The sequence below is a fragment of the Salibacter halophilus genome, from assembly GCF_008806325.1.
Taxonomy (GTDB): domain Bacteria; phylum Bacteroidota; class Bacteroidia; order Flavobacteriales_G; family Salibacteraceae; genus Salibacter; species Salibacter halophilus.
The window spans coordinates 51125-72725 of record NZ_WACR01000004.1; the positions used below are offsets into that span (position 1 = coordinate 51125).

Sequence of the window (21601 nt, forward strand, 5' to 3'; positions counted from 1 at the left end):
TTAAAATTCAAAGTTAAAGGTTACGGCAGGCACCGGAATACCGATAATTGCTAAGCGTACTGCTTCGCTCTGCAATGGGTTACTTTCGCTTTGCTGGAAATAGATGGAGTAGGGGTTTTTCCTGCCATAAGTATTGTAAACACCAAAGGTTAAGCTGTAACTGAATTTATCAGATATTGACTCTGGGTTAAGCGTAGCCGATAAATCTAACCTGTGATAGGCAGGAAGTCGCTCATTGTTACGATCCTTGAAGTTTGGAATAAGCTTTCCATCGTAATAGTATTTTCCCATCGGATAGGTGATAGGTCTTCCCGTTTGAAAGGTGAAGTTAGCAGCGACACTCCACTTTTTTGAAATATCGTAATTGGCGACAACTGTTACATCGTGTGTTTTATCCCAGTTCGATGAATACCATTCGCCATTGTTAATCCCATTTTTGGCTTCAGTGTAATCGCCAACCTGGTAGCCTTCAACTTTTTGTTGAGTGCGTGACAGTGTGTAGCTGACCCACCCGGTAAAGTCCCCTTTTTTCTTTTCCACCATAAACTCGAGTCCGAACGATCTTCCTCTACCGGTTAAAAATTCATTTTCAACATTTTCATTCAAAATCAGCTCTGCCCCGTTTTTGTAATCGAGCAGGTCGTACATCCATTTTCCGTAGACTTCAGTACTCACTTCATACGTGTTGCTTTTGAAATTCCTGAAATATCCTGCTACAACCTGATCGGCTTTGGCCGGCTTTACGTATTCTCCTGCCGGTTTCCACACATCTAGCGGAGTAGCTGCCGTGGTATTGGAAACCAAATGCAGGTATTGCCTTGTGCGCATGTAGCTCGCTTTGACAGAACTCACCGGTGATACGAGGATGTTTGCTCCAAACCTGGGTTCCAAACCACCGTAGTCGGCAATGACTTCGTTTTGATCGTAACTTTCAGATCCGATTATATCCGCATCATTTGTTGGTCTGCCGTAGCGGTAAACGTTGACATCTCGCTGACCGAGGTTGAAAAAGTGCGAATAACGCAAACCGTATTTTAATGTCACGATTTCACCTACTTTTTGTTCGTTACTCGCATAAATTGCCGGTTCTAGAGCGTATTCGGTCGGAACCACAATTTCACTGGTAAAGGATTCACCACTTGCCTCAGCTCTTCCCGGTTCAAAGATGTAGTACATTCCGTTTACACCAAACTTAACCGTGTTCTTAGGGTTGAGGTAATAAGTGAAATCTGCTTTGAAATTGGTGTTTTGAATGTTCGATTGCCAGTCAAAACCCTGTCCGCCCTGGTCAGCACCAAGCGCATAAGAGTAATTGCTGTAAAAGGCTGTGAAATTTGAAAAGAGTTTTTCAGAAAAGAGGTGATTCCATCGAGCCGTAAACGAAGAGTTTCCCCAACTGGCTCTGAAGAAATCGCCAAAACTGAAAATGTCTCTACCAAAATATCCCGATAAAAATATACGGTTGTTTTCGTTGATTTTCCAGTTGACTTTGGCGTTGAGGTCGTAGAAGTAAGCTGTGTTATCGGCCAGTTCGTCATCCAGTTTGAGGAAGAGATCGGCATAGGAACGCCTTCCAGATACGAGGAAGCTGACTTTGTCTTTCGCGATGGGACCTTCTAAAGTGAGTCTTGAAAATAGCGCTCCAATTCCGCCTTTTCCTTTGAACTCACGCATGTTTCCTTCACGCTGGCGCACATCCAAAACACTTGAGAGTCGGCCACCGTAACGGGCCGGAATTCCACCTTTGTAAAGTGTTGCGTCTTTAATTGCATCTGGGTTGAAAGTGGAGAAGAACCCAAAGAGGTGAGAGGAGTTGAAAATGGGCGCTTCATCGAGTAGGATGAGGTTCTGATCGATATTTCCTCCTCGCACATTGAATCCGGTTGCACCTTCACCCACGGTAGAAACTCCGGGTCTTAGTTGAATACTTTTCACGACATCGGCCTCACCGAGAAGTTGCGGAATCTTTTGGATTTTATCCATGGTGAGCTTTTCAACGCTCATCTGTACATCCTTCACGTTTTGATCTTGTCGCTCCGCCTCAATGACAACTTCCTGTAACTGCTGACTATTACTCTGCAGTTCCACATCGCGTTTGGTATCTTCAGTGAGATCAATTTCAATGGTTTTCTTTTGATAGCCGAGGTAGGAGTACTCGATGTTGTATTTCCCTTTTGGGAGGGTGAGCGAGTAAAAGCCGTACATGTTAGTTGTGGCTCCGTTTTTGAGCTGGGTTACATAGACTGTAGCTCCTAGCAGTTCACTACCGCTGGAAGCGTCTTTCACGTATCCTGAGAGGGTGAATTTTTCCTGCGCAAAGGCGAAGAATGGCAACAGTAAAAGAAGCGCCAGGTTAATCGATTTTTGCATGGTTTAATTTTTCCGGTGCAAGGTGAACAATTGTTTGGGCGCAAAGTTCTTAAAAACCACGTTACGAGCAACAAAAATCAATGATCGGTTTATGGGGATGATGTGTGGTTGGGGAGGTGAGTTTATTAAACGCTTTATGCATTAATTGTTTTTATGAAATAGAACTCTTTATGGAATTCTTAAATGCTTCATTAATATATTTTTCAGTAGAATCAATTAAGTTGTCATAATGCTTGATACTAATATTATTTACGCCTTTTCTTCTCAGTCTATAAGTTTCTGGGGTGTAATGCTTTCTTTTTCCAGCAATGACTAAATAATGTATTCTTGTTTTGTCTAGTTCGAAAAATTCGATAGGTAATTCTTTTCGGGGACTTTTATGTTTTTTAAAAACATTTTTCAAAGACGAAAAATTAGAATCAATCCAAAAATCCCAATCTTCTATTTGTTTTATCCCTTTTCTATATGACTCACCAAGTCTTCCATCTTTTAAGGTAATGGACTGATTTGGGCTTTCTAATTCAATAAAAAGAAATTCATATCCTCCAGAGTTTTTACCAACTAAAAGATAATCAACTGAGTAATTAGGGGGGAAGGGAAACTCATAAAATAAATATGCATCATGATGGCCAAAATCATAAAATGTGAATAAACTTTCGATTATGAAATAGGCTTCTTTTTCCTTAATAAAACGCTGAATATCCCTTTCAAGAGTTGTTTTTGTATTTAATAAAGATCTAAATTCATCAAATAGTTTGTGAACCTTCTTGTGCTTAATGTAATTAAAGAAAATGTAATTGTTTGGAAAGAGAGAGTCATAGTGATGGCCGGCTTCAGAAAGTAATTCGTGAATTTCATCTATGTGGGTAGCAGATACACCTTTAGGATTTTTTAATATTTCCTTAGCTTTGTTATAATCAGCCTGTTCTTTAGTTGTTAGCTTTGAATAGTTTCTTTCATATAGCATTACTGGTACTGTTAGCTTAAATATCCTTATTTATGATGGAATAACAACATATCGAAACTGGATAAAGTCATCAAAGTCACCATAAGCATGGTAGTCTTTTTTACTTTTTATTTTTATTTGAATATCACAGGTTTTTCCAATATCATCGTGTTTAAATGTTAATTTTCTTTTATTTGATTCTGACCAGTTTTCTTCACCTATCCTTTCTATGCTAAATTCAATTTTATCACCAAGTGGATCCGTTGAATAGGCCTTTAACTCAATTTCTTCTCCTACTCTTACAGTACCATCATTGACTATGATCTGTGAATAAGTAGGGTTACTTATTGAGTTTCCAAGACTATCATTAGCAGCCTCTATTCTTGGAAAAAAATCTTCTGAATCTTCTTTTTTACCTCTATATTGCATTATTGTTGTCCTTATTTCTCCGCTTATTCCTTTTATTAAATACTTTTGATAATCAAATAACTCCCTTCTATGAGCATGGGCGTCTCGATATTTTTCAATTAGGCTTAGTAAAGCTGTTATCAATTTTTTATCTCTGAAAACAGAATCTAAGCCATCGTCCCAGTGTTTTATTATTATGCCTTTTAAGTCGTAGAAATCAGAATAATAAATTAGTCTATTATCAAGAAAAGTGCTTCTTAACCTTTTTTCTTCTATTACCTGTCTTTCCTTCCATTTTCCAATTCTAGATTCAGAAATTTTTAGGTTACTTACCCAGTTATCTCCAAGTGATTTTTTTAATACAAAGGTGATTATATCTCTGACAGAGTTTTCTAGAATTTTTAACTCTTCTTCTACATCTACCATAAATTAAGTAGTCATTAGTAAGTTAAAATTATTTACTTTTTAGTTTCATTGAAGCTGCTTCAACCTTGTCAATAAAAGACTCTAAAAAATTTCGCTTCATTCCCTTCGTTTCAAAAATTATAGGCTTTCCTCCATCTGGTGTGATAGAGACAACATGTCTTTTTGATTTATAGTAGATGATGATTAACACAATCCCTATCAATACTGGTATTGTTATAATCCCAATTATCAGTAGCCATACATTGCTTTTGTAATAAGTCAATTCAATTGAGCTTATTTTATCAAGCATTATTGATGTGAAATTTGAATTTCTTTTAGGAGTTTCGTGGTAACGTAGTCTATGAGTGGTTAGTCTTATTTGTTTATTATTTGATTCAGTGATGAGCTTTTCGTTATCTAATCCTTCCATTTTATTTCGGTTTGGCTAATATAATAACTGCAATGGAAACCAGTTTTTAATTCTTCCTCCTGATGCACAGTGATTGAAAGAGAGTTGGAATTATTATGCAGGGTTAAATTAAGTTTAATTTATATCTCAAAACTAACGCTTTGTGCTCCCTTTTACAAATAATGTTTTATTGAATTTTGATTGAGTATGAGATTAGTTTGAACTTCTTAGGTGTTCTTAGAGAAGCTACAAATAACTTAATGGGTCAGTAGGATGGTATATTATTAATATCTGCTAAGTTTTACGCATAAGTTACTGAGTCCGTAAAGCTCGTAATTGTGTTTTCTGTGTAAGAAGGTAAATTAGCTTGTCCTCTATGATGGTTTAAACCATTAAAACAGGCGATACTTAATTCAACAATTAACCAGAATCTTAATTCGTGGATTACGTCTCATCAGTCAGCGATATGTAGCGGATGTGCGTAGTCGCGTCTTTGAGTTTCTTGCCTGTGACAGAAGCGTCAGAGGCTTAGAAAGTCATAGACCCACGCACTTGCTGCGGGGTCTCAAACTACGAAAAAGACAAAGCACGAAGCACACAATCCGACTACGGTTTTCGCAGCGGACGCGGAGAAAAATCGCCTCTGATGAGACTTGACTTTTACGTCCTTTGTGTCAAGACAAAGGACAAAAAATACTGGAATACTCAAAACAGCTGGTCAGCATTAAATTTGAAGTCTTAACTCCCTATGCTTCGATCACGCATTTCGGCTTCGCTCAATGCACCGCTCAGCAGCCGGGTATTATGACTCAAAACCAAACCAACAAACCTCCAAACTTGTTCAACCTCACTTCACCCTCGTAGTCAGCATTTTTTCATCGCCCAGGTATGCCTCCAGTGTGTCGCCAATTTCTACTTTTCCTACGCCTTTTGGTGTACCCGTGTAGATGAGGTCGCCAATCTTGAGTGTGAAATATTTAGAAACGTGGCTGATGATGCTGTCGATCGAGAATATCATGTCTTTTGATGTTCCCTGCTGTACAACTTCCCCGTTTTTTTCGAGTCGGAATTGAATGTCGTTCAGATCCAGAGTTTCTTTTTTTACAAACTTACCGAGTGGGGCAGAGCCGTCAAATCCTTTTGCTTTTTCCCAGGGTAGTCCTTTTTCCTTGCATTCTTTTTGGATATCGCGAGCAGTAAAATCTATTCCAATCCCGATTTCATCATAATATTTGTGAGCGAATTCTTCATCGATGTGTTTGCCCACTTTGTTGATGCGAACAACGAGTTCAACTTCGTGGTGAACGTCACTGGTAAATTCCGGAATAAAAAACGGCTTTCCCGATTGCAGGATAGCAGAATCGGGTTTGCAAAAAACGACCGGTTCTTTGGGAACCGGGTTGTTCAGTTCTTTGGCGTGATCACGGTAGTTGCGACCTATACAAATGATTTTCATCGCTATCCTATTTGTTTTCTTTATCGAGTTCGAGTTTGACTTTTTTCAAAATGGTTTTTGTGCTCTGCGGGAAATCGCCTTTCATCATCCACGAATAGTAAGACGGTTCTGACCTAAATACATCTTTGACGAGCTTGTTGCGGTGCTTCCCGAAGTTGAAAACAATTTCCTTTTTCTTGTTGTAGGCGAGTCGGCCCATGAGATCAGCAAAGTTACCGCGCTTTGAGAATTCGTGAAGGAACTCCATGTCGTTTTTGAGCGTGTCGTAGCGATCGAGCTGAGCCAAAAAAACCTCGTATGTTGCCATCGTATCAGCATCGGCACTGTGGGCGTCATCGAGTGATTTGTCGCAATAGAATTTGTAAGCTGCAGCCAGTGTGCGCTGTTCCATTTTGTGAAAGATGTTTTGTACATCGATCAACCTGCGATCGGTTAAGTCAAAATCCAAACCGGCACGGTAAAACTCTTCTACTAGGAGCGGAACATCAAATTTGTTGGAGTTGAATCCGCCCAAATCGCAATCTTTGAAAAACAGGAACAGGGCAGGAGCCAGGTCCTCAAAACTGGGTTCATTTTCCACGTCTTTATCCCAAATGCCGTGAATATTACTCGTTTCTTCGGGAATGGGCATTTGCGGATTCACCAGGTGTCGTTTTTCTTCTTTTTTACCGTTTGGCCACAATTTTAGAATTGCGATTTCTACTATTCGATCAGAGCCGACATTGACACCGGTTGTTTCCAAATCAAAAAAGGCTAGCGGACGATCTAAGGACAAATTCATATAGATGATTTTAATTCTTAAAAGAAAAGCCGGTGATTGACTGAGCAATACCGGCTTTTGTTGTGATATTTAGTTTGTTTATTTCTCTTTTGTTTCGTTTGACTTTTCAGTTTTATCCTCTTTCATTTCTTTTTCTTCAGGGATAATCACTTCAATGTCAACACGTCTGTTTTTAGCAGCGGCTTCTTCGATGTAGTTACCTTCTTCATCGTAATCCTCAACGATAGGTTGTTCTTCACCTTTGAAGTCGATCGTGATGCGGTCGTCACTGATGCCCATTTCTTCAAGCGCGCTCGATACAGACTTAGCACGTCTTTTCGATAGCATTTTGTTGTACCATGACGGACCTTTAGTATCGGTGTGACCTGTGAGTTTCACTGTTACTTTATCGTGATCGTTGAGGTAGTTACCTACTTTCTCTACAATCGCTTTAGCCGTACCGTTGATCTCGTCACTGTCAAATCCAAATCTCACGTCCTTAAACTGAGCTGCAGCGAGTAGAATTGGCTCGTCAAGCTCGATGCTCGATGTTTTGACATCAGGCTGTAATCTGTGGCCATCAGGCAACGAAGCAAAGAATTCTTCAGGGCTCTGATCATCACGATACTTTTCGATGTCGTAAAGCGCATTCGTCACAGTTGTGTTTTGAGCGATTACATTACCATCCTGATCTTTTTGTAGTGAAAGCTCGATCTTTTGGTAGAGATCGTACTCAACACACTGCTCAGGAATTGAGAATGCAATTGTATCGTTGAGGTAGTTTTCAGCAGTTGTCACGAGTGAGTAAGCTTTACCCGGTTCAACATTGATGCTGTAATCTCCTGTTTTGTTATCAACTTCAATCGTCTCGATTTTTTCACCGTCAACATTGGCGAGTGTCAGGTTAGCTGAAAGCGGCTTGCCTTCTGCGAGAAGTTTTCCGTTGATCGTAGATTCTTCGATTGGCTTGCAAGTCCAAAGACGATAAATATCCATGTTTCCATATCCGCCCTTACGGTCTGAGGCGAGGTAGAAAATTTCGCCTTTATCGTCAGCCGGTACGAGGTGAATATCGTTTCCAGTACTGTTGATCGGAACCCCTAAGTTTTCGACTTTCCACGTGCCATTTTCCTCTGTTGCTTTAAACAGATCGTGGCCTCCCATCGAGTTGTGGCCTTTTGACGAAAAGTAGAATGTGCCGTCCTCAGCTAGGTATGGAGAATCTTCATCGTAAGGAGTGTTGATGCCGTCCATCGGTTTCCAGTTACTCCATGTACCACCTTCATTTTTCGAGATGAAAATGTCGAGTCCGCCACTTCCTGATTCCGGAAGATAAGCGACCATGAAACGTTGATCAGCATCTTTGTTGGTGTAAATTGCTGTCATGTCTGCATCGGTCAGATCTCCAACTTCAACCTTTTGCGCTACTGGTGAACCACCGTTTTCTGATGCGTAAAGATCAGTGTTGCGGTAGAAATAGAAAGTTCTTTTATCTGAGCTGAAGTTAATTCCAGATTCGCTTTGCGGAGTGTTCACGCTTTGCGGAATGTGAAGTCCTTCTGGTCTTGTACGCTCTTTCCAATTATCATTGAGAAGTTCGTATCCCGATGTGTAAATATCATCATCAGCTTCTTTTTCAACTTCGAATTCACCTTTGAAATCTGAACTCGATTTTGTTGCAGAGAAAACGAGAAACTTTTGATCCTGGTAAAGAACCGGTGCGTACTCAGTCAATTCAGTGTTGATTCCTTCGCCCAGGTTATCGACACGCATTTGATCGTTAACTTGTTTACTGATGACCTTGCCGTCTTCAGCCTGGCGAATCATGTTGTTGACTTCAGCTCTCAGCTTTACACCGTCTTTGTTGTCGCCAATGAGCGGTTTGAATTCTTTGAAAGTTGAAATCGCCTGATCGAACTGTCCGTCATAGAGAAGAGCCTGACCGTAAAAATAGCCACTTTCTTCAATGATTTTATGGTTGACTTTTTTGAGGTAGTCAACTGCTTTTTCGCGTTCAATTCCCGATTTGAAAATTGAGAGTCCGAGTAGGAAGTTGTACTCGTTATTTTCTGGATAGGCTTTCACGAGTTCTTTGTAAGTATCGCGAGCGTCAATCCATTGGCCGTTGTCGATCTGTTCTTCGCCTTTATTCTCGAGCTCTTTTACGTTGATTTGGTCTTGGCTCTGACCGAGAGAAGGGCTAATTGAAGAAACGATCAGTGTTGTAGTAATTAGGATTTCTCTAAGGTTCATAAATCTATTAATTATACGGTTTGGTGTGTTGTTATGCGTTCAAAGATAGGATTTTAACTGATAAAAAAACCCTTGTTCAAATGAATTTTAAACAAGGGTTTTAAGGTCTTTTGTTAATAACGTGATTTTAGATGTCGCGAGACACGTCAAAGCTTTCGAGGTAATCGGCAACTTTTCTCACGAACATTCCACCAAGTGCACCGTCAACCACGCGGTGGTCATAACTGTGCGATAAATACATCATGTGGCGAATACCCAGCGTATCTCCCGCTTCAGTTTCGATGACGGCCGGTTTCTTTTGAATTGAACCAACTGCCATGATCGCAACTTGCGGCTGCGGAATGATAGGCGTACCCATCACGTTTCCGAATGAACCTACATTAGAGATGCTGTAAGTTCCTCCGTCAATTTCTTCAGGTTTGAGCTTGTTGTTTCTCGCTCTGTTTGCGAGATCGTTCACTTTCTTACTCAATCCTACAAGGTTGTATTGATCAGCATCGTGAATAACAGGAACAATGAGGTTTCCTGATGGAGTAGCTGCCGCCATTCCGATGTTGATGCGTTTTTTTCTTACAATGTTGTCGCCATCCACTGACACGTTGATGAGTGGGAAATCTTTAATGGCTTTGACAATTGCTTCGATGAAGATAGGCGTGAAGGTGATTTTTTCTCCTTCGCGTTTTTGGAATTCGTTCTTCACCTTGTTTCTCCAGTTCACGATGTTGGTCACATCGGCTTCTACGAATGAAGTTACGTGTGGAGAAATCTGCTTTGACTCGCGCATGTTTTTGGCAATGATCTTGCGCATGCGGTCCATTTCGATTATTTCGACATCGTCACCGTAAGATTTAGCTGGCTTAACCTGTTCAGGCTGCGATGCAGCTTTTGGTTGTGAAGCTGATGCAGGAGCGCTCTTCTGTTGAGGAGCTGCTTTTTGAGCACCGGCATTTTCTATAAATCCGAGGATATCAGCTTTTGTTACTCGACCGTTTTGGCCAGTGCCATCGATTTGATCGAGCTGTTCAACTGAAATACCTTCTTCTTTCGCAATATTTTTAACGAGTGGAGAGTAGAATCTATCAGATTTTGAGAAATCGTGACCCTGAGCAGCTGGAGCTGTTGCTGAGCCGTTGTTTGAAGATGCTGCTGCCGGAGCGGGAGCTGCTGTTTCTTCTTGTGTCGTTTCTTCCTGGTCAGAACCGGAAGCTTCTTCAGCGCCTTCGCCTTCAGCTTCGATCACTGCAATGACATCGCCAACTTGCGCAACGTCACCTTCGTTGACCTTGATTTCTTTGATAACGCCATCAGCGGGTGCAGGGACCTCGCTGTCCACTTTATCTGTTGCTATTTCAACTATCGATTCTTCTGCTTCAACTGTGTCGCCTTCGCTTTTCAACCATGTTGTAATGGTCGCTTCGGCTACACTTTCACCCATCTTGGGTAATGTCACTTCAACCTGTGCCATACGAGAATTGTAATTTTTAGGAATTGCAAAAATAACTGAAATATTCAGTATTACAATTAATGTACAAAGGTTGTAATTGTTGAGAGACTACACGCTTTTTTTAGAGCCAAATAGGAAATTCCAAATTATTCGAAGGTCTTTTTGCCAATGGTAATTGTTGGAATAATTTAAAATGGCTTTATCGGTGTGTTTCAGAATTATATTTTGGTTATTTATTTGACCATCTAGGTAAATAACCGATTTTTTAATTTTTGGTAAAATTATTTTTTGGCGAATTGTATTGCTGTATCCTACTAGCGTTTTGCTTCCAAAAAGGACGGAGAAAAGCTGAGGAAATATTCTTCTGAAAGGGTTGTTGATAATGGCCAAAACAGGAGAAAGAACTACAGCGATCAACGAGATGAGAATATCGAGCAATCGCTTGTTACGTTTACTTGACGGTGAGTCGATACTGTTTAAATCGACCAGTGAGTAAAGTTCTCCGGTTGAATTGACAGAATTACTCCCGATAATGAAAACTGATTCGGGTGGAGCGATTTTATATTCGAGGTCGTAACTGCTCAATCTGCTCATTTGGTTGATGATGGCTTCAGGCTCAATATCTCTGCTGCAAAAAATGACTTCGTTGAGTTTAAACCCTTCAATGATCTCTGGTAGTTGGTGGAGTTTCCCCACGAAATGGTCGTTCGGTTCTGACTGTGAATTGGGGTTGATCTCAGCGATTACTGCAGTGTTGAGATTGATGTTGTGCAGCATTTTGGTAACACGCTCTATTTCATCTGGCTTGCCGATTACCGCAATGCGTTTAGCAGTTGTTTGACTGAGGCTGTAACCCGGAATTTGAAGGAGGTGATACAGCGATCTGACCAACAGAACAATTCCCAAAGAAGCGAGTCCTCCCATCAGGATGATGGCACGTGAAAAACGGTACGATTCTCCTAAAAGTGAATAGGCGATGAGCACGATTATAGCTCCTGTGGCGACTCCTTTTGCGTTGTTTTTGAGTTTTACGGGTTTGTCGTAACCTCCCGAAAAGTAGTTGCTCACCATCATGATAATGCTAAAAGCAATTGTGGTTGGTAGCACGAGGTCATCGGGATATTGAAAGCCTTTTACATCTTCGTAAAATTGGGTGATGATGTGCAGACTGAGAAAAATCAAAATACCGTCAATAAACGGGACGGTAATGCTGGTCAGGAATCTGCGCAACAGTGAAAGTGCTGCGCGCAGGTAAATCGCGATGTTGATAAAAAAGCTGTAAACTCCGGCAAGCGAGGAAGAGAAATGCTTCTTGGCGAAAATGATCATCGCTTTGTAAAACACGAAAACGTAATTCAGGCTCCCTTTTTTTGTGCTTTCACCTTTGTAGTGGATAATGCGCGTTTTGGGGTAGTAGTAGTTTTCGTATCCGCCTAACTTGATACGCCATGAGAGGTCGATGTCTTCACCGTACATGAAGAAAGTTTCGTCCAAAAGCCCCACTTCATCAAGTGTTTTTTTCCTCATCAACATGAAAGCCCCGGCCAACACATCAATTTTATGGATCTCATCTTTATCTAAAAAACCGAGGTGGTACCGACCGAACTTCTTCGACTTTGGAAATAGCGATGACAGTCCAAACATTTTATAAAAAGCGACTTGCGGAGTTGGTAATCCGCGTTTTGATTCCGGTAAAAATCGCCCTTTTCCATCCACCATTTTAACGCCCAGTCCACCTGCGTCAGGATGTTCATCCATGAATTGCACCGTTTTGGTGAAAGTGTCTTCTTCTACGAGCGTATCGGGATTTAACAGGAGAACATATTCGCCTTTGCTTTCGCGGATAGCTTGATTATTAGCTTTTGAGAACCCTACGTTATCCTTATTGGCGATAAGCTTTATTTCTGGAAATCGCTCTTTCACCATTTCTACTGATCCGTCAACCGAATTGTTGTCAACGACAAAAATCTCTGTCTCAATATCTTTTGAAGCCTGAAGCACCGAGATAAGGCACTGCTCCAAAAAATACTTGACATTGTAGTTGACGATGATGACGCTCAGCTTCACAGGCTATTCTTTTCGGGAGATTGAGGATTCGTAAGGCATTCGGTTTACAATCGAGCGGCCTAGCGTCACTTCATCAGTGTACTCGAGCTCGTCACCGATGGCCACACCACGTGCAATTGTGGAAACATTAACGCTAAAAGGCTGCAGTTTCTTGTACAGGTAAAAATTGGTTGAATCACCTTCCATCGTGGTGCTCAAAGCCAGCACGATTTCTTCGGTTTCACCGTTTTGTGCTCTCGTGAGTAAATTGTCAATATTCAGATCACCCGGACCAATTCCATCCATCGGAGAGATGTGTCCGCCCAGTACATGATAGAGTCCATCGTATTGCTGTGTATTTTCAATCGCCAGTACATCGCGGAGATCTTCAACCACACAAATAACAGATCGGTTTCTGCGTGAGCTGGAGCAGATATCGCATATTTCTCTGTCGCTGATATTTCCACACTCCTTGCAGAAAGTCACATTTTCCTTCAATTTACTAAACGCCCTGCTGAAAGCCTCTACTTCTTCCTTCTCTCTACCCAGCATGTGAACAGCCAGCCTGAGAGCCGTCTTCTTCCCGATGCCGGGTAACGTGTTGAATTGCTCAACGGCCTCCATCAAATATTTTGAAGGTAATTCCATGCGTCAAAAATAGAACTGATTCTATACATGACAACTGTTTCCTTAAAATGCATTTCTTTTGCCGCCATGTCACCGTACGTAGTCATTGCATTACTGGCAGGATATTTTGGTGTCTTGCTGCTCATTTCTCACTTCACGGGAGAGGATTCCAATGATGCTTTTTTCATCGGGAAACGCAGTTCGCCCTGGTACGTGGTGGCTTTTGGCATGATCGGAGCCAGTTTGTCGGGTGTGACTTTTATCTCTGTTCCCGGCTGGGTGGGGGATAGCCAGTTTTCCTACATGCAGATGGTACTCGGTTATTTACCGGGCTATTTGGTAGTTGCTCTGGTGTTGATGCCACTTTATTACCGACTCAATCTCACTTCGATTTATACGTACTTGCGTGATCGTTTTGGTCAGAACGCTTACAAAGCAGGAGCTTCGTTCTTCTTGCTGTCTCGTGTGGTTGGTGCGTCATTCCGTCTTTACCTTGTGGCAATCGTACTGCAGTATGCGGTTTTTGAGAAAATGGGTTTTGATGTACCGTTTGTCGTACCGGTGATTATCACGATTTTGCTCATTTGGCTTTATACTCGCAAAGGCGGAATCAAAACTATTATTTGGACTGATACATTGCAGACGACTTTCATGTTGCTGGCGGTAATTGTGAGTATCGCGATGATCGCGCGTTATTTTGGTGATGGGTTTGGTGATCTGACCAATAGAATAGTGGAGAGTGACTACTCGCAGATTTTCTTCTTTGAACTCAACGACAGCCGTAATTTCTTTAAGAACTTTTTAGGAGGTGCATTTATCACGATTGTGATGACTGGTTTGGATCAGGACATGATGCAGAAAAACCTGAGTTGTAAAAATATTGGCGAAGCGAAAAAGAATATGTTGTGGTTTAGTGTCACACTGGTTTTTGTGAATCTATTGTTTTTATCGCTGGGAGCATTGTTGTTTATGTATGCCGGAGAGAAAGGCATTACGATTCCCCAGCAGGCAGATGAATTATTCCCGATGATCGCGATGGATGGTTACCTCGGTTACGCGGTGGCGTTGTTCTTTATTTTGGGGCTTATAGCCGCGGCTTACTCCAGTGCTGATTCGGCTCTGACTGCTTTAACGACCTCCTTTTGTGTGGATATACTCGATATTGAGAAATACGAAAAACCTAAGCGGAATGCGATTCGCAAAAAGGTTCACATCGGTGTTTCGGTAGTCCTTGTGATTGTTATTGTAGCGTTCAGAGCCATCAATAACGAGAGTGTGATCAGCGAACTCTTTACCGCTGCAGGCTTTACTTATGGTCCGCTCCTCGGACTTTATGCTTTTGGTTTGTTCTCAAAGTGGCACATCAAAGATCGCTGGGTGTGGCCTGTTTTAATTGCAGCACCAATCCTGAGTTATGTGGTTAAAGCCAACGCCAAAGAGTGGTTTAACGGCTATGAAGTTGGTTTTGAGGTTGTGATCATAAATGGGTTGTTAACATTCATCGGGTTGATGTTGATTAAAAGTGTAAAGAAAAATTAGCATCGTATTTTCCTAAATCCATAAATTAGCCGAACTTTAATCAAAGAAGAACACTATGAATTACAGAATACTATTTCTCTTCGTTGCAATTTACATTTTGAGCATATTAACTGCTGTAACAATAATGTCCAATTCATCTGGGCCAACACAAGATTATACAGGTGCTCCTGGAAGTGCCGGTAATTGTAGTAATTGCCATAGCGGACTAGCTAATAATTCAGGTGTGAGTCTGGATGGTTTACCGGGTAATGGTTACGAACTTGGCCAAACATACACACTCACTTTGAGCATTGATAATCCAACTTCAACAAACGGATTTCAGCTCATCGGGTTAGATGGCAATAATGCACAGGCCGGTAGTTTTTCTTCTGGTACGGGATCGAAACTCCAACCGATTGGAGGACGCAGTTATATCGAGCACAGTTCACCTTCATCAACAGGAGAATGGCAGTTTGACTGGACAGCTCCGAGCCAGGACGTGGGAACAGTAACGTTTTATGCTTCTACTAACGCTGCTGACGGTGGCGGAACAGCGAACAATGCAGATGAAGTTTATTACGATTCTTTTGAATTGCAACCGTCAACTGCTACGGGCTTAGCCGAATTTACTTCAGAGGATTTCGAGATTTTCCCTAATCCGGTTAAAGACTATATCAATGTGAATGGAACCTATTCAAATCAGGTAAAGCGAGCTAACATTTACACGATGGGAGGAAAATTCGTAAAAGCGGTTGTACTCAATTCTGGAAGAGTCGATGTTTCAGATTTGCCGGGTGGCGTTTTCATTTTTCACCCTGAAGGAACAAAGTGGACCAAGACTTTTGTGAAGAGTGAGTAAGGTTGATTAGGTTCAATCTGAATTGTTCTTTTTGGCTATTTATGTTCTTATTTTGATATCTGTTTTTTCTTGATAAATAAGAAACAAAAAATCAAGTCTCATCAGAGGTGATTTTTCTCCGCGTCCGCTTCGAAAACCGTAGTCGGATTGTGTGCTTCGCGCTTTGTTCATTGCTATAATAGCTTCGTTTAGTGTATTGATGAACTTCGTGTAGAGATTATCTTTTTGGTTATCGTCTCGTTGTATTACGCTACGGAACGCGACTCCGCACATCCGCTACTTATCACTGACTGATTAGACGGGACCTACGTATTTGAATCTGGGTTAATTGTATAGTAAAGGATCGCTTGTTTTTTTGGAGACGAGAAGCTAATCTAGCTGTTATACGAAATCAAAACTACGAGCTTAAAGGCCTCGGGAACTGATGCGTAGAATTTCAGCAGAGTGAGCGTACATTTTTGCTGTGCCTGAGCTCAGCCTTCGTGTTTTTCCTCAAGAAAAATACGCTAAAGGCGTTTGCGAGTTCAGTAAAAATAGCAATCGACTGCTAGAAATTCGAGCGATGTTTCCGTGAGCCTTGATTTTTACGTCCTTTTGCATCAAGGCAAAAGGACAACCCAAATTACTCTTTGATTATAATATCATCAATCTTTTTGATGAAAGGAAAAACTTCACAACTCAGCACGCAACTTCTTGACTTCTTCACGCACGTGAAAAGCGAATTTATCAACCTGATTAATTTCCCAGTCGTCAGGGTAAACCGGCTGACCGATGTTGACGAAGATCGTTCCCGGGTTGATTTCGAACTTCTTTGCGGGGATACACTCGCGTGCTCCTTTTATCGCGATGGGAATAATCGGTATGTTGTTTTGAAGTGCGAGTCTGAAAGTGCCGCGTTTGAAAACGCCCATTTCTCCGGTACGTGTACGTGTACCTTCTGGAAACGAAAGGATATTTTTTCCTTTTTTGATTTCATCTCCTGCTCGTTTTAAACTCTGTTGAGCTTTACTTCTGTCGCTTCGGTTGATGAAGACCATTCCAACAAGCTGCATGTACCAGCCCATAAAAGGAATATTTTTCAACTCGCGTTTGGCCAGGAAAAAGAGAGCACGGGGAGTACTTAGAAAAAGTGCCGGAATATCGAGGTTCGATTCATGGTTGGAGACATAAATACGAGTCGTTTCCCAGTAAAAAGATTTTGGGTGCGGATCGCGAATCACGAGTTTTATGCCCAGTGTTTTAAAGATGAGGTTGGACCATATATATGAAGCCCACTTTACAGCTTTCTCCTTCCCGAAAAGCAAAAACACGACTCCCAGCGTTGCGCTAATAACAGTGTAGATGGCTATTAAGAAAACCTGAAAGCCGTTGAATATTTTTTTCAAAAACGTCACTCAGCACTAATTGTTTAAATTGTGAAAGGATGCAAAATTCCAACAATTTTAGTATTTTCCATTCACCTAAAGGTACAATTGTTATGAAGATGCTCGAAGTTGCCCGGTTTCATTATGTTCACGAGTCCTATGGTTTGTGCGGTTTGCTCGACAGTGAGGAAGTTCCTTATCACATTGAAAACGAGTACACACTGAGCGTTCATCCGTTTTTGTCAAATGCAGTTGGCGGAGTCATCGTAAAAGTTCCGCAGGCATTTGAAGAACAGGTGAAAGAAGTGCTCAAAACTCGTGGTCAGAGCCAGTTACACCTCTTGCCTGACGACTCCCCGGAAGCTGATGACAGTCGGGGAGAAGGGTTGTTGCGCTACATCGCACGCAAATTGGGATTCTAACCGGATCTGACCGTAAACTGAAAATTTAACCGAGGGAAACGCTCAAATTTGTTTGCAGTAGCCATTGAAAAGCCTATTTTTGACCGTCCATTTTAGCTTTTAAAATTCAAACAATCTATCAAAGAATGAGCGTTTTAGTCAATAAAGATTCAAAAGTTATAGTTCAGGGTTTCACTGGAAGTGAAGGTACTTTTCACGCTGAACAAATGATCGAATACGGAACGAATGTAGTAGGTGGTGTAACACCGGGTAAAGGTGGTCAAAAGCACCTCGACAAGCCTGTTTTCAACACTGTATCTGATGCAGTTAAGGAAACCGGAGCAGACGTTTCAATCATCTTTGTTCCACCGGCATTTGCCGCTGATGCGATCATGGAAGCAGCTGAAGGAGGTATCAAAGTAATTGTGACAATTACTGAAGGTATTCCGGTGAACGACATGGTAAAAGTAAAAGAATATATCAGCGATAAAGGTTGTACGCTAATCGGACCTAATTGTCCGGGTGTTATCACAGCTGAAGAAGCAAAAGTTGGTATCATGCCCGGCTTTATCTTCAAGAAAGGTACTGTTGGAATCGTTTCTAAATCAGGTACGCTTACTTACGAAGCTGTTGATCAAACGACAAAAGCTGGTTTGGGACAAACAACAGCTATCGGTATTGGTGGCGACCCGATCATCGGTACTACAACGCTTGAAGCAATCAAGCTTCTAATGGCTGATGATGAAACAAAAGGAATTATCATGATCGGTGAGATCGGTGGTCAGCTAGAAGTTGAAGCTGCTCGCTGGATCAAAGAAAACGGTACAAAGCCTGTAGTTGGATTCATCGCTGGTGAAACTGCTCCTAAAGGAAGAACAATGGGCCATGCCGGTGCAATTGTTTCAGGAGAAGAAGAATCTGCACAAGCGAAAAAACGCATCATGAAAGAATGCGGAATTCACGTTGTTGATTCTCCTGCAGAAATAGGAAAAACAATGGCTGAAGCGCTTAAGTAAGCTTTAGCTCAATCATATTTATTTAAGAAAGCCGTCTCATATTGAGGCGGCTTTTTTGTTTTTTACGATTATTCAACTTTCAGCCTTTTTCTTAATCGCCCTGTTCATTAGAATAAAGTTGTTTCGGGTTTCTTCGCCAATCTTGTTGAGGATCATTCCTGATAGTATTCCTGAAAAACGCTCTCCGTGAATCAGTTTGGTGCTTTTATCATCGATTCTTTCGATGTGAAAGAAATGGTGTCCGTCAAACAATCCTTTAAACCAAAGTGAACCCAGCCATTCAAAAGCTTTTCCTTTATCAGCTCTCATTACTTTGGGCTTAAAGGTCATTTTACTGTCTCCGTTTATCATGGTGTTGATGAGGCTCTCTCCTTTTACAGGTTTTCCTTCAGACTTTACGATGAATGGATTCCAGTTTTCGTAATCCTCGAGATTTGTAATGATGTCATAGACTTTATTCTCGTTTGCCTGAATGATCACTTCGGTTATTATTTCCTTTTTCATTTGACTTTGTTTTGTGCAGACAAAAGTAGCGGCAGGAGTGGGTTTTGGTCATTAACTTATGTAAAGGAATCAACCTGGTTTTAGATTTATTGAATGATCAGAGGTTGTTTTGAGCTAGATACTAATTGCCCGATTCAATTAATCGTTTTCTGATTCTGCTCAGTGAAACAGGAGTGATGCCGAGGTAGGACGCGATAATGTGATGCGGAATACGCAAAAACAGATCGCTGTTGTGTTGAGCAAATTTTTTATAGCGTTGCTCAGGCGATTCTAATATGAATGAAGATAAAATTCGCTGAGCATTGATGAAACGCTGTTCAGCGATCTTGCGAACGAGAATATTGATTTTTGGAATGCGTTCGTACAATTCTTCGAGTTTGTCTTTTTTCAGAACCAGAAGTTCACAATCTTCCATTGATTCCAGGTTTTGATTACCGGGAGCACCTTCCAGGAAGCTCTGAAAGCATGTAGAGAAGAGATGTTCGCGAAAGATATAAGCTGTAATATGTTCTCCGTCCTTGTTGTAGTAGAGTCTGAGCAAACCGCTATTGATAAAGTACAATTCATCAGCTATTTCTGATTCGTGCACAAGGGTGAAATTGCGTGGCACTTCTCTATAGATAAAAGCATTTTCAAACTCCTTTTTCTCAGAATCAGTTAGACTGACAAATTGCTCAACAAGGGAATGGAGTTTTTGAAACATTGGGTCGTTATCTATTGAACCAAATTATATATTCTAATCGAATTTTTATTTAAAAACTAAAAAACCGCCCTGTGTCCACAAGGCGGCTTTCGGTTCTGACCGTGAATGATTTTCTAAATCAAGTTGGCTTCTTTGAGTGCGATAGTCATTTTATCAAAAGTACTTTCGATGTCCATGTCTAATCCAACAGACATACGCACAATGCCGTCACTCAAGCCCATTTCTTTTTGTTCTTCGTCAGATAACTCAGATGAAGTGGAACTTCCCGGAGCGCTGAACAGTGTTTTGTAAAAACCGAGGCTCACTGCGAGGTAGCCAACATTTTGGTTTTGCATGTATTCCATCAGCTCGTAGGCTTTTTCCTTTGAACCGGCATCGATGAAGAGCATACCACCAAAGCCGTACACTTCATTGTACTGTTGCTTGAGCAACTCGTGTTGCGGGTGATCTTTTAGTCCGGGGTAACGCACTTTCAAACCCAGTTCCTGGAAGCCTTTTGCGAGGTACATCGCGTTCCGACTGTGTTGCATCATACGGAGGTGCAAGCTGCGAATATTTTTGAGGATGCTGGCAGAACGCAAACTGTCGAGCGTTGGTCCCAGCAACATTGCCGATCCGCTGTTGACATCCATAATGCTGTCGATGAATTCTTTTGAAGCACAAACAGCACCCGCTACAGCATCACTTGTACCGTTGATGAATTTTGTGAGTGAGTGAACGACAATATCAGCTCCCAGCTTTGCCGGAGAGATAATCATGGGAGTAAAGGTGTTGTCTACGATGAAAGTCGTTCCTGCTTTTTTCGAGATTTTAGAAAGAGCCGGAATATCTGCTACTTCGAGTAATGGATTACTGAGCGCTTCACAGTAAATGATTTTTGTTTTGTCAGATACAGCCTCTTCAACTTTTTTGAGATCAGTTACATCGACAAACTTTACGCTGATGTTGAATTTCGGGAGGTAGTTTTTGAGAAATGCGTAAGTCCCTCCGTAAATCGTCCTGCTCGCGATAATCTCATCACCTGCATCACACAACTGTAAAAGGGTAGAGGTGATTGCACCCATTCCGCTTCCCATCACCTGGGCAGCCTCAGTTCCTTCCATCTTTGCCAGTGCATCAGCGAGGTAGCGGTTTGTGGGATTCCAGTGTCTCGAGTAGAGGTAGCAGCCTTCAATTTCGTGTTCAAACACTTCCTCCATGCGATCTGCTTCGAGAAAAGTGTAAGTTGAACTATCAGTGATCGATGGGTTTACACCACCAAATTCACCAAAATTCTGAATGTTTTGAAGTTCCGTTGCCGGATCAAAATCTTTCGCCATATCGTTACAATTTTGTGCAAATATCTCGATTTAGCGAAAGCCAAAAAACAACTATTATCAGTTTTTTAGTTCTGAGGCACAACTAGTTTGAAACCAATACCGTGAACATTTTCGATGTTAATTGAATCTTCACCTTTAAGGCGTTTGCGCAACTTGGTTATAAACACATCCATACTGCGACCCAGGAAGTAATCGTCATCGCCCCAAATTATGCGGAGAGCGGTATTGCGTTCCAAAACCCGGTTCTGATTGATACACAGCAAACGCAACAACTCACTTTCTTTCTTCGTGAGCGTTTCGGTTTCTCCATCTCTTGTGAGCGTGTGGTTCTGAGTGTCAAACTCCACACTTCCAAGGTGAAATATTTTTTTGTCAGTGTCCTGGTCAGATCCGTGAAGCCGCGTGAGCATGTTGTCAATTCGCAGTACCAGCTCCTCCATATCGAAAGGTTTTGTGATGTAATCATCAGCTCCTATTGTGAGCCCTTCGATTTTATCGTCCTGTAATGTTTTGGCAGTGAGGAAGAAAAATGGCATTTCAGGGTTGGTGTCCTTTATCTCGCGGGCCAGCGTGAAACCATCCTTTTTGGGCAACATCACATCAAAGATGCATAGGTCGTATTTATCGGCATAAAAGCGTTCGTAGCCTTCTTGTCCGTCCTTTGCCCATTCAACAGTATAGCCTTTTTCCTCGAGATTATCTTTTGTGACAAACCCGAGGTTTTCATCGTCTTCAACTAATAATAAATGCGCTTTTTTCATCTGTTTAGTTTAGTTTTCAGTGGTGTCAGTTG

At 41.5% G+C, this 21601-nt stretch carries 19 protein-coding genes; 4 read left to right on the forward strand and 15 right to left on the reverse strand.

Annotated elements, in window-relative coordinates; all coding sequences use genetic code 11:
* From F3059_RS05090 to recR, 10 genes are all read right to left on the reverse strand, one after another.
* A complete protein-coding gene (locus tag F3059_RS05090; protein WP_151167051.1) occupies positions 1 to 2370 on the reverse strand; it encodes a TonB-dependent receptor in 2370 nt (789 codons plus the stop codon).
* 151 nt (positions 2371 to 2521) lie between these two features.
* Positions 2522 to 3337 carry a Shedu anti-phage system protein SduA domain-containing protein gene (locus F3059_RS05095; protein ID WP_151167052.1) on the reverse strand — a complete coding sequence of 272 codons (816 nt, stop codon included), beginning with the start codon at positions 3335 to 3337 and terminating at the stop codon, positions 2522 to 2524.
* A 30-nt stretch (positions 3338 to 3367) separates the two neighbouring features.
* Entirely contained in the window at positions 3368 to 4150 is a 783-nt protein-coding gene (locus F3059_RS05100; RefSeq protein ID WP_151167053.1) for a hypothetical protein, read from the reverse strand.
* Between the two features lie 28 nt (positions 4151 to 4178).
* The gene (locus tag F3059_RS05105) at positions 4179 to 4559 is read right to left on the reverse strand and encodes a hypothetical protein (RefSeq protein WP_151167054.1); all 381 of its coding nucleotides are present in this window, start codon (positions 4557 to 4559) and stop codon (positions 4179 to 4181) included.
* Positions 4560 to 5385: 826 nt separating this feature from the next.
* Positions 5386 to 5994, reverse strand: coding sequence for a fumarylacetoacetate hydrolase family protein (locus F3059_RS05110; RefSeq protein ID WP_151167055.1), 609 nt, complete (start codon positions 5992 to 5994; stop codon positions 5386 to 5388).
* A gap of 7 nt (positions 5995 to 6001) precedes the next feature.
* Positions 6002 to 6775, reverse strand: a complete 774-nt coding sequence (locus tag F3059_RS05115) for a 3'-5' exonuclease (protein ID WP_151167056.1) — start codon at positions 6773 to 6775, stop codon at positions 6002 to 6004.
* 78 nt (positions 6776 to 6853) lie between these two features.
* Positions 6854 to 9007, reverse strand: coding sequence for an OmpA family protein (locus tag F3059_RS05120; protein WP_151167057.1), 2154 nt, complete (start codon positions 9005 to 9007; stop codon positions 6854 to 6856).
* A gap of 127 nt (positions 9008 to 9134) precedes the next feature.
* A complete protein-coding gene (locus tag F3059_RS05125) occupies positions 9135 to 10472 on the reverse strand; it encodes a dihydrolipoamide acetyltransferase family protein (RefSeq protein ID WP_151167058.1) in 1338 nt (445 codons plus the stop codon).
* 87 nt (positions 10473 to 10559) lie between these two features.
* On the reverse strand, positions 10560 to 12518 hold the full coding sequence (locus F3059_RS05130) for a glycosyltransferase family 2 protein (protein WP_151167059.1): 1959 nt from the start codon (positions 12516 to 12518) through the stop codon (positions 10560 to 10562).
* Between the two features lie 3 nt (positions 12519 to 12521).
* Positions 12522 to 13145 (reverse strand): recombination mediator RecR, encoded by a 624-nt coding sequence (gene recR / locus F3059_RS05135; protein ID WP_151167060.1) that lies wholly within the window; start codon positions 13143 to 13145, stop codon positions 12522 to 12524.
* 66 nt (positions 13146 to 13211) lie between these two features.
* Between recR and F3059_RS05140 the strand changes: the two genes are divergently transcribed.
* Both F3059_RS05140 and F3059_RS05145 read left to right on the forward strand, forming a co-directional pair.
* Positions 13212 to 14663, forward strand: a complete 1452-nt coding sequence (locus F3059_RS05140) for a sodium:solute symporter (RefSeq protein ID WP_151167061.1) — start codon at positions 13212 to 13214, stop codon at positions 14661 to 14663.
* A 55-nt stretch (positions 14664 to 14718) separates the two neighbouring features.
* Positions 14719 to 15501, forward strand: a complete 783-nt coding sequence (locus F3059_RS05145; protein WP_151167062.1) for a choice-of-anchor V domain-containing protein — start codon at positions 14719 to 14721, stop codon at positions 15499 to 15501.
* A gap of 671 nt (positions 15502 to 16172) precedes the next feature.
* Here F3059_RS05145 and F3059_RS05150 read toward each other — a convergent pair.
* A complete protein-coding gene (locus F3059_RS05150; protein WP_151167063.1) occupies positions 16173 to 16895 on the reverse strand; it encodes a lysophospholipid acyltransferase family protein in 723 nt (240 codons plus the stop codon).
* 29 nt (positions 16896 to 16924) lie between these two features.
* Between F3059_RS05150 and F3059_RS05155 the strand changes: the two genes are divergently transcribed.
* Positions 16925 to 17287: a hypothetical protein gene (locus F3059_RS05155; RefSeq protein WP_151167064.1), complete on the forward strand. Its 363-nt coding sequence runs from the start codon at positions 16925 to 16927 to the stop codon at positions 17285 to 17287.
* A 125-nt stretch (positions 17288 to 17412) separates the two neighbouring features.
* Positions 17413 to 18282 carry a succinate--CoA ligase subunit alpha gene (gene sucD / locus F3059_RS05160; RefSeq protein WP_151167065.1) on the forward strand — a complete coding sequence of 290 codons (870 nt, stop codon included), beginning with the start codon at positions 17413 to 17415 and terminating at the stop codon, positions 18280 to 18282.
* 72 nt (positions 18283 to 18354) lie between these two features.
* Here the strand turns inward: sucD and F3059_RS05165 are convergent, their stop codons facing one another.
* From F3059_RS05165 to F3059_RS05180, 4 genes are all read right to left on the reverse strand, one after another.
* Positions 18355 to 18786 (reverse strand): SRPBCC domain-containing protein, encoded by a 432-nt coding sequence (locus F3059_RS05165; protein ID WP_151167066.1) that lies wholly within the window; start codon positions 18784 to 18786, stop codon positions 18355 to 18357.
* Between the two features lie 121 nt (positions 18787 to 18907).
* On the reverse strand, positions 18908 to 19489 hold the full coding sequence (locus F3059_RS05170) for a Crp/Fnr family transcriptional regulator (RefSeq protein ID WP_151167067.1): 582 nt from the start codon (positions 19487 to 19489) through the stop codon (positions 18908 to 18910).
* A gap of 113 nt (positions 19490 to 19602) precedes the next feature.
* A complete protein-coding gene (locus F3059_RS05175) occupies positions 19603 to 20808 on the reverse strand; it encodes an aminotransferase class I/II-fold pyridoxal phosphate-dependent enzyme (protein WP_151167068.1) in 1206 nt (401 codons plus the stop codon).
* Between the two features lie 65 nt (positions 20809 to 20873).
* Positions 20874 to 21569: a response regulator transcription factor gene (locus F3059_RS05180; protein ID WP_151167069.1), complete on the reverse strand. Its 696-nt coding sequence runs from the start codon at positions 21567 to 21569 to the stop codon at positions 20874 to 20876.
* Positions 21570 to 21601 lie beyond the last annotated feature (32 nt).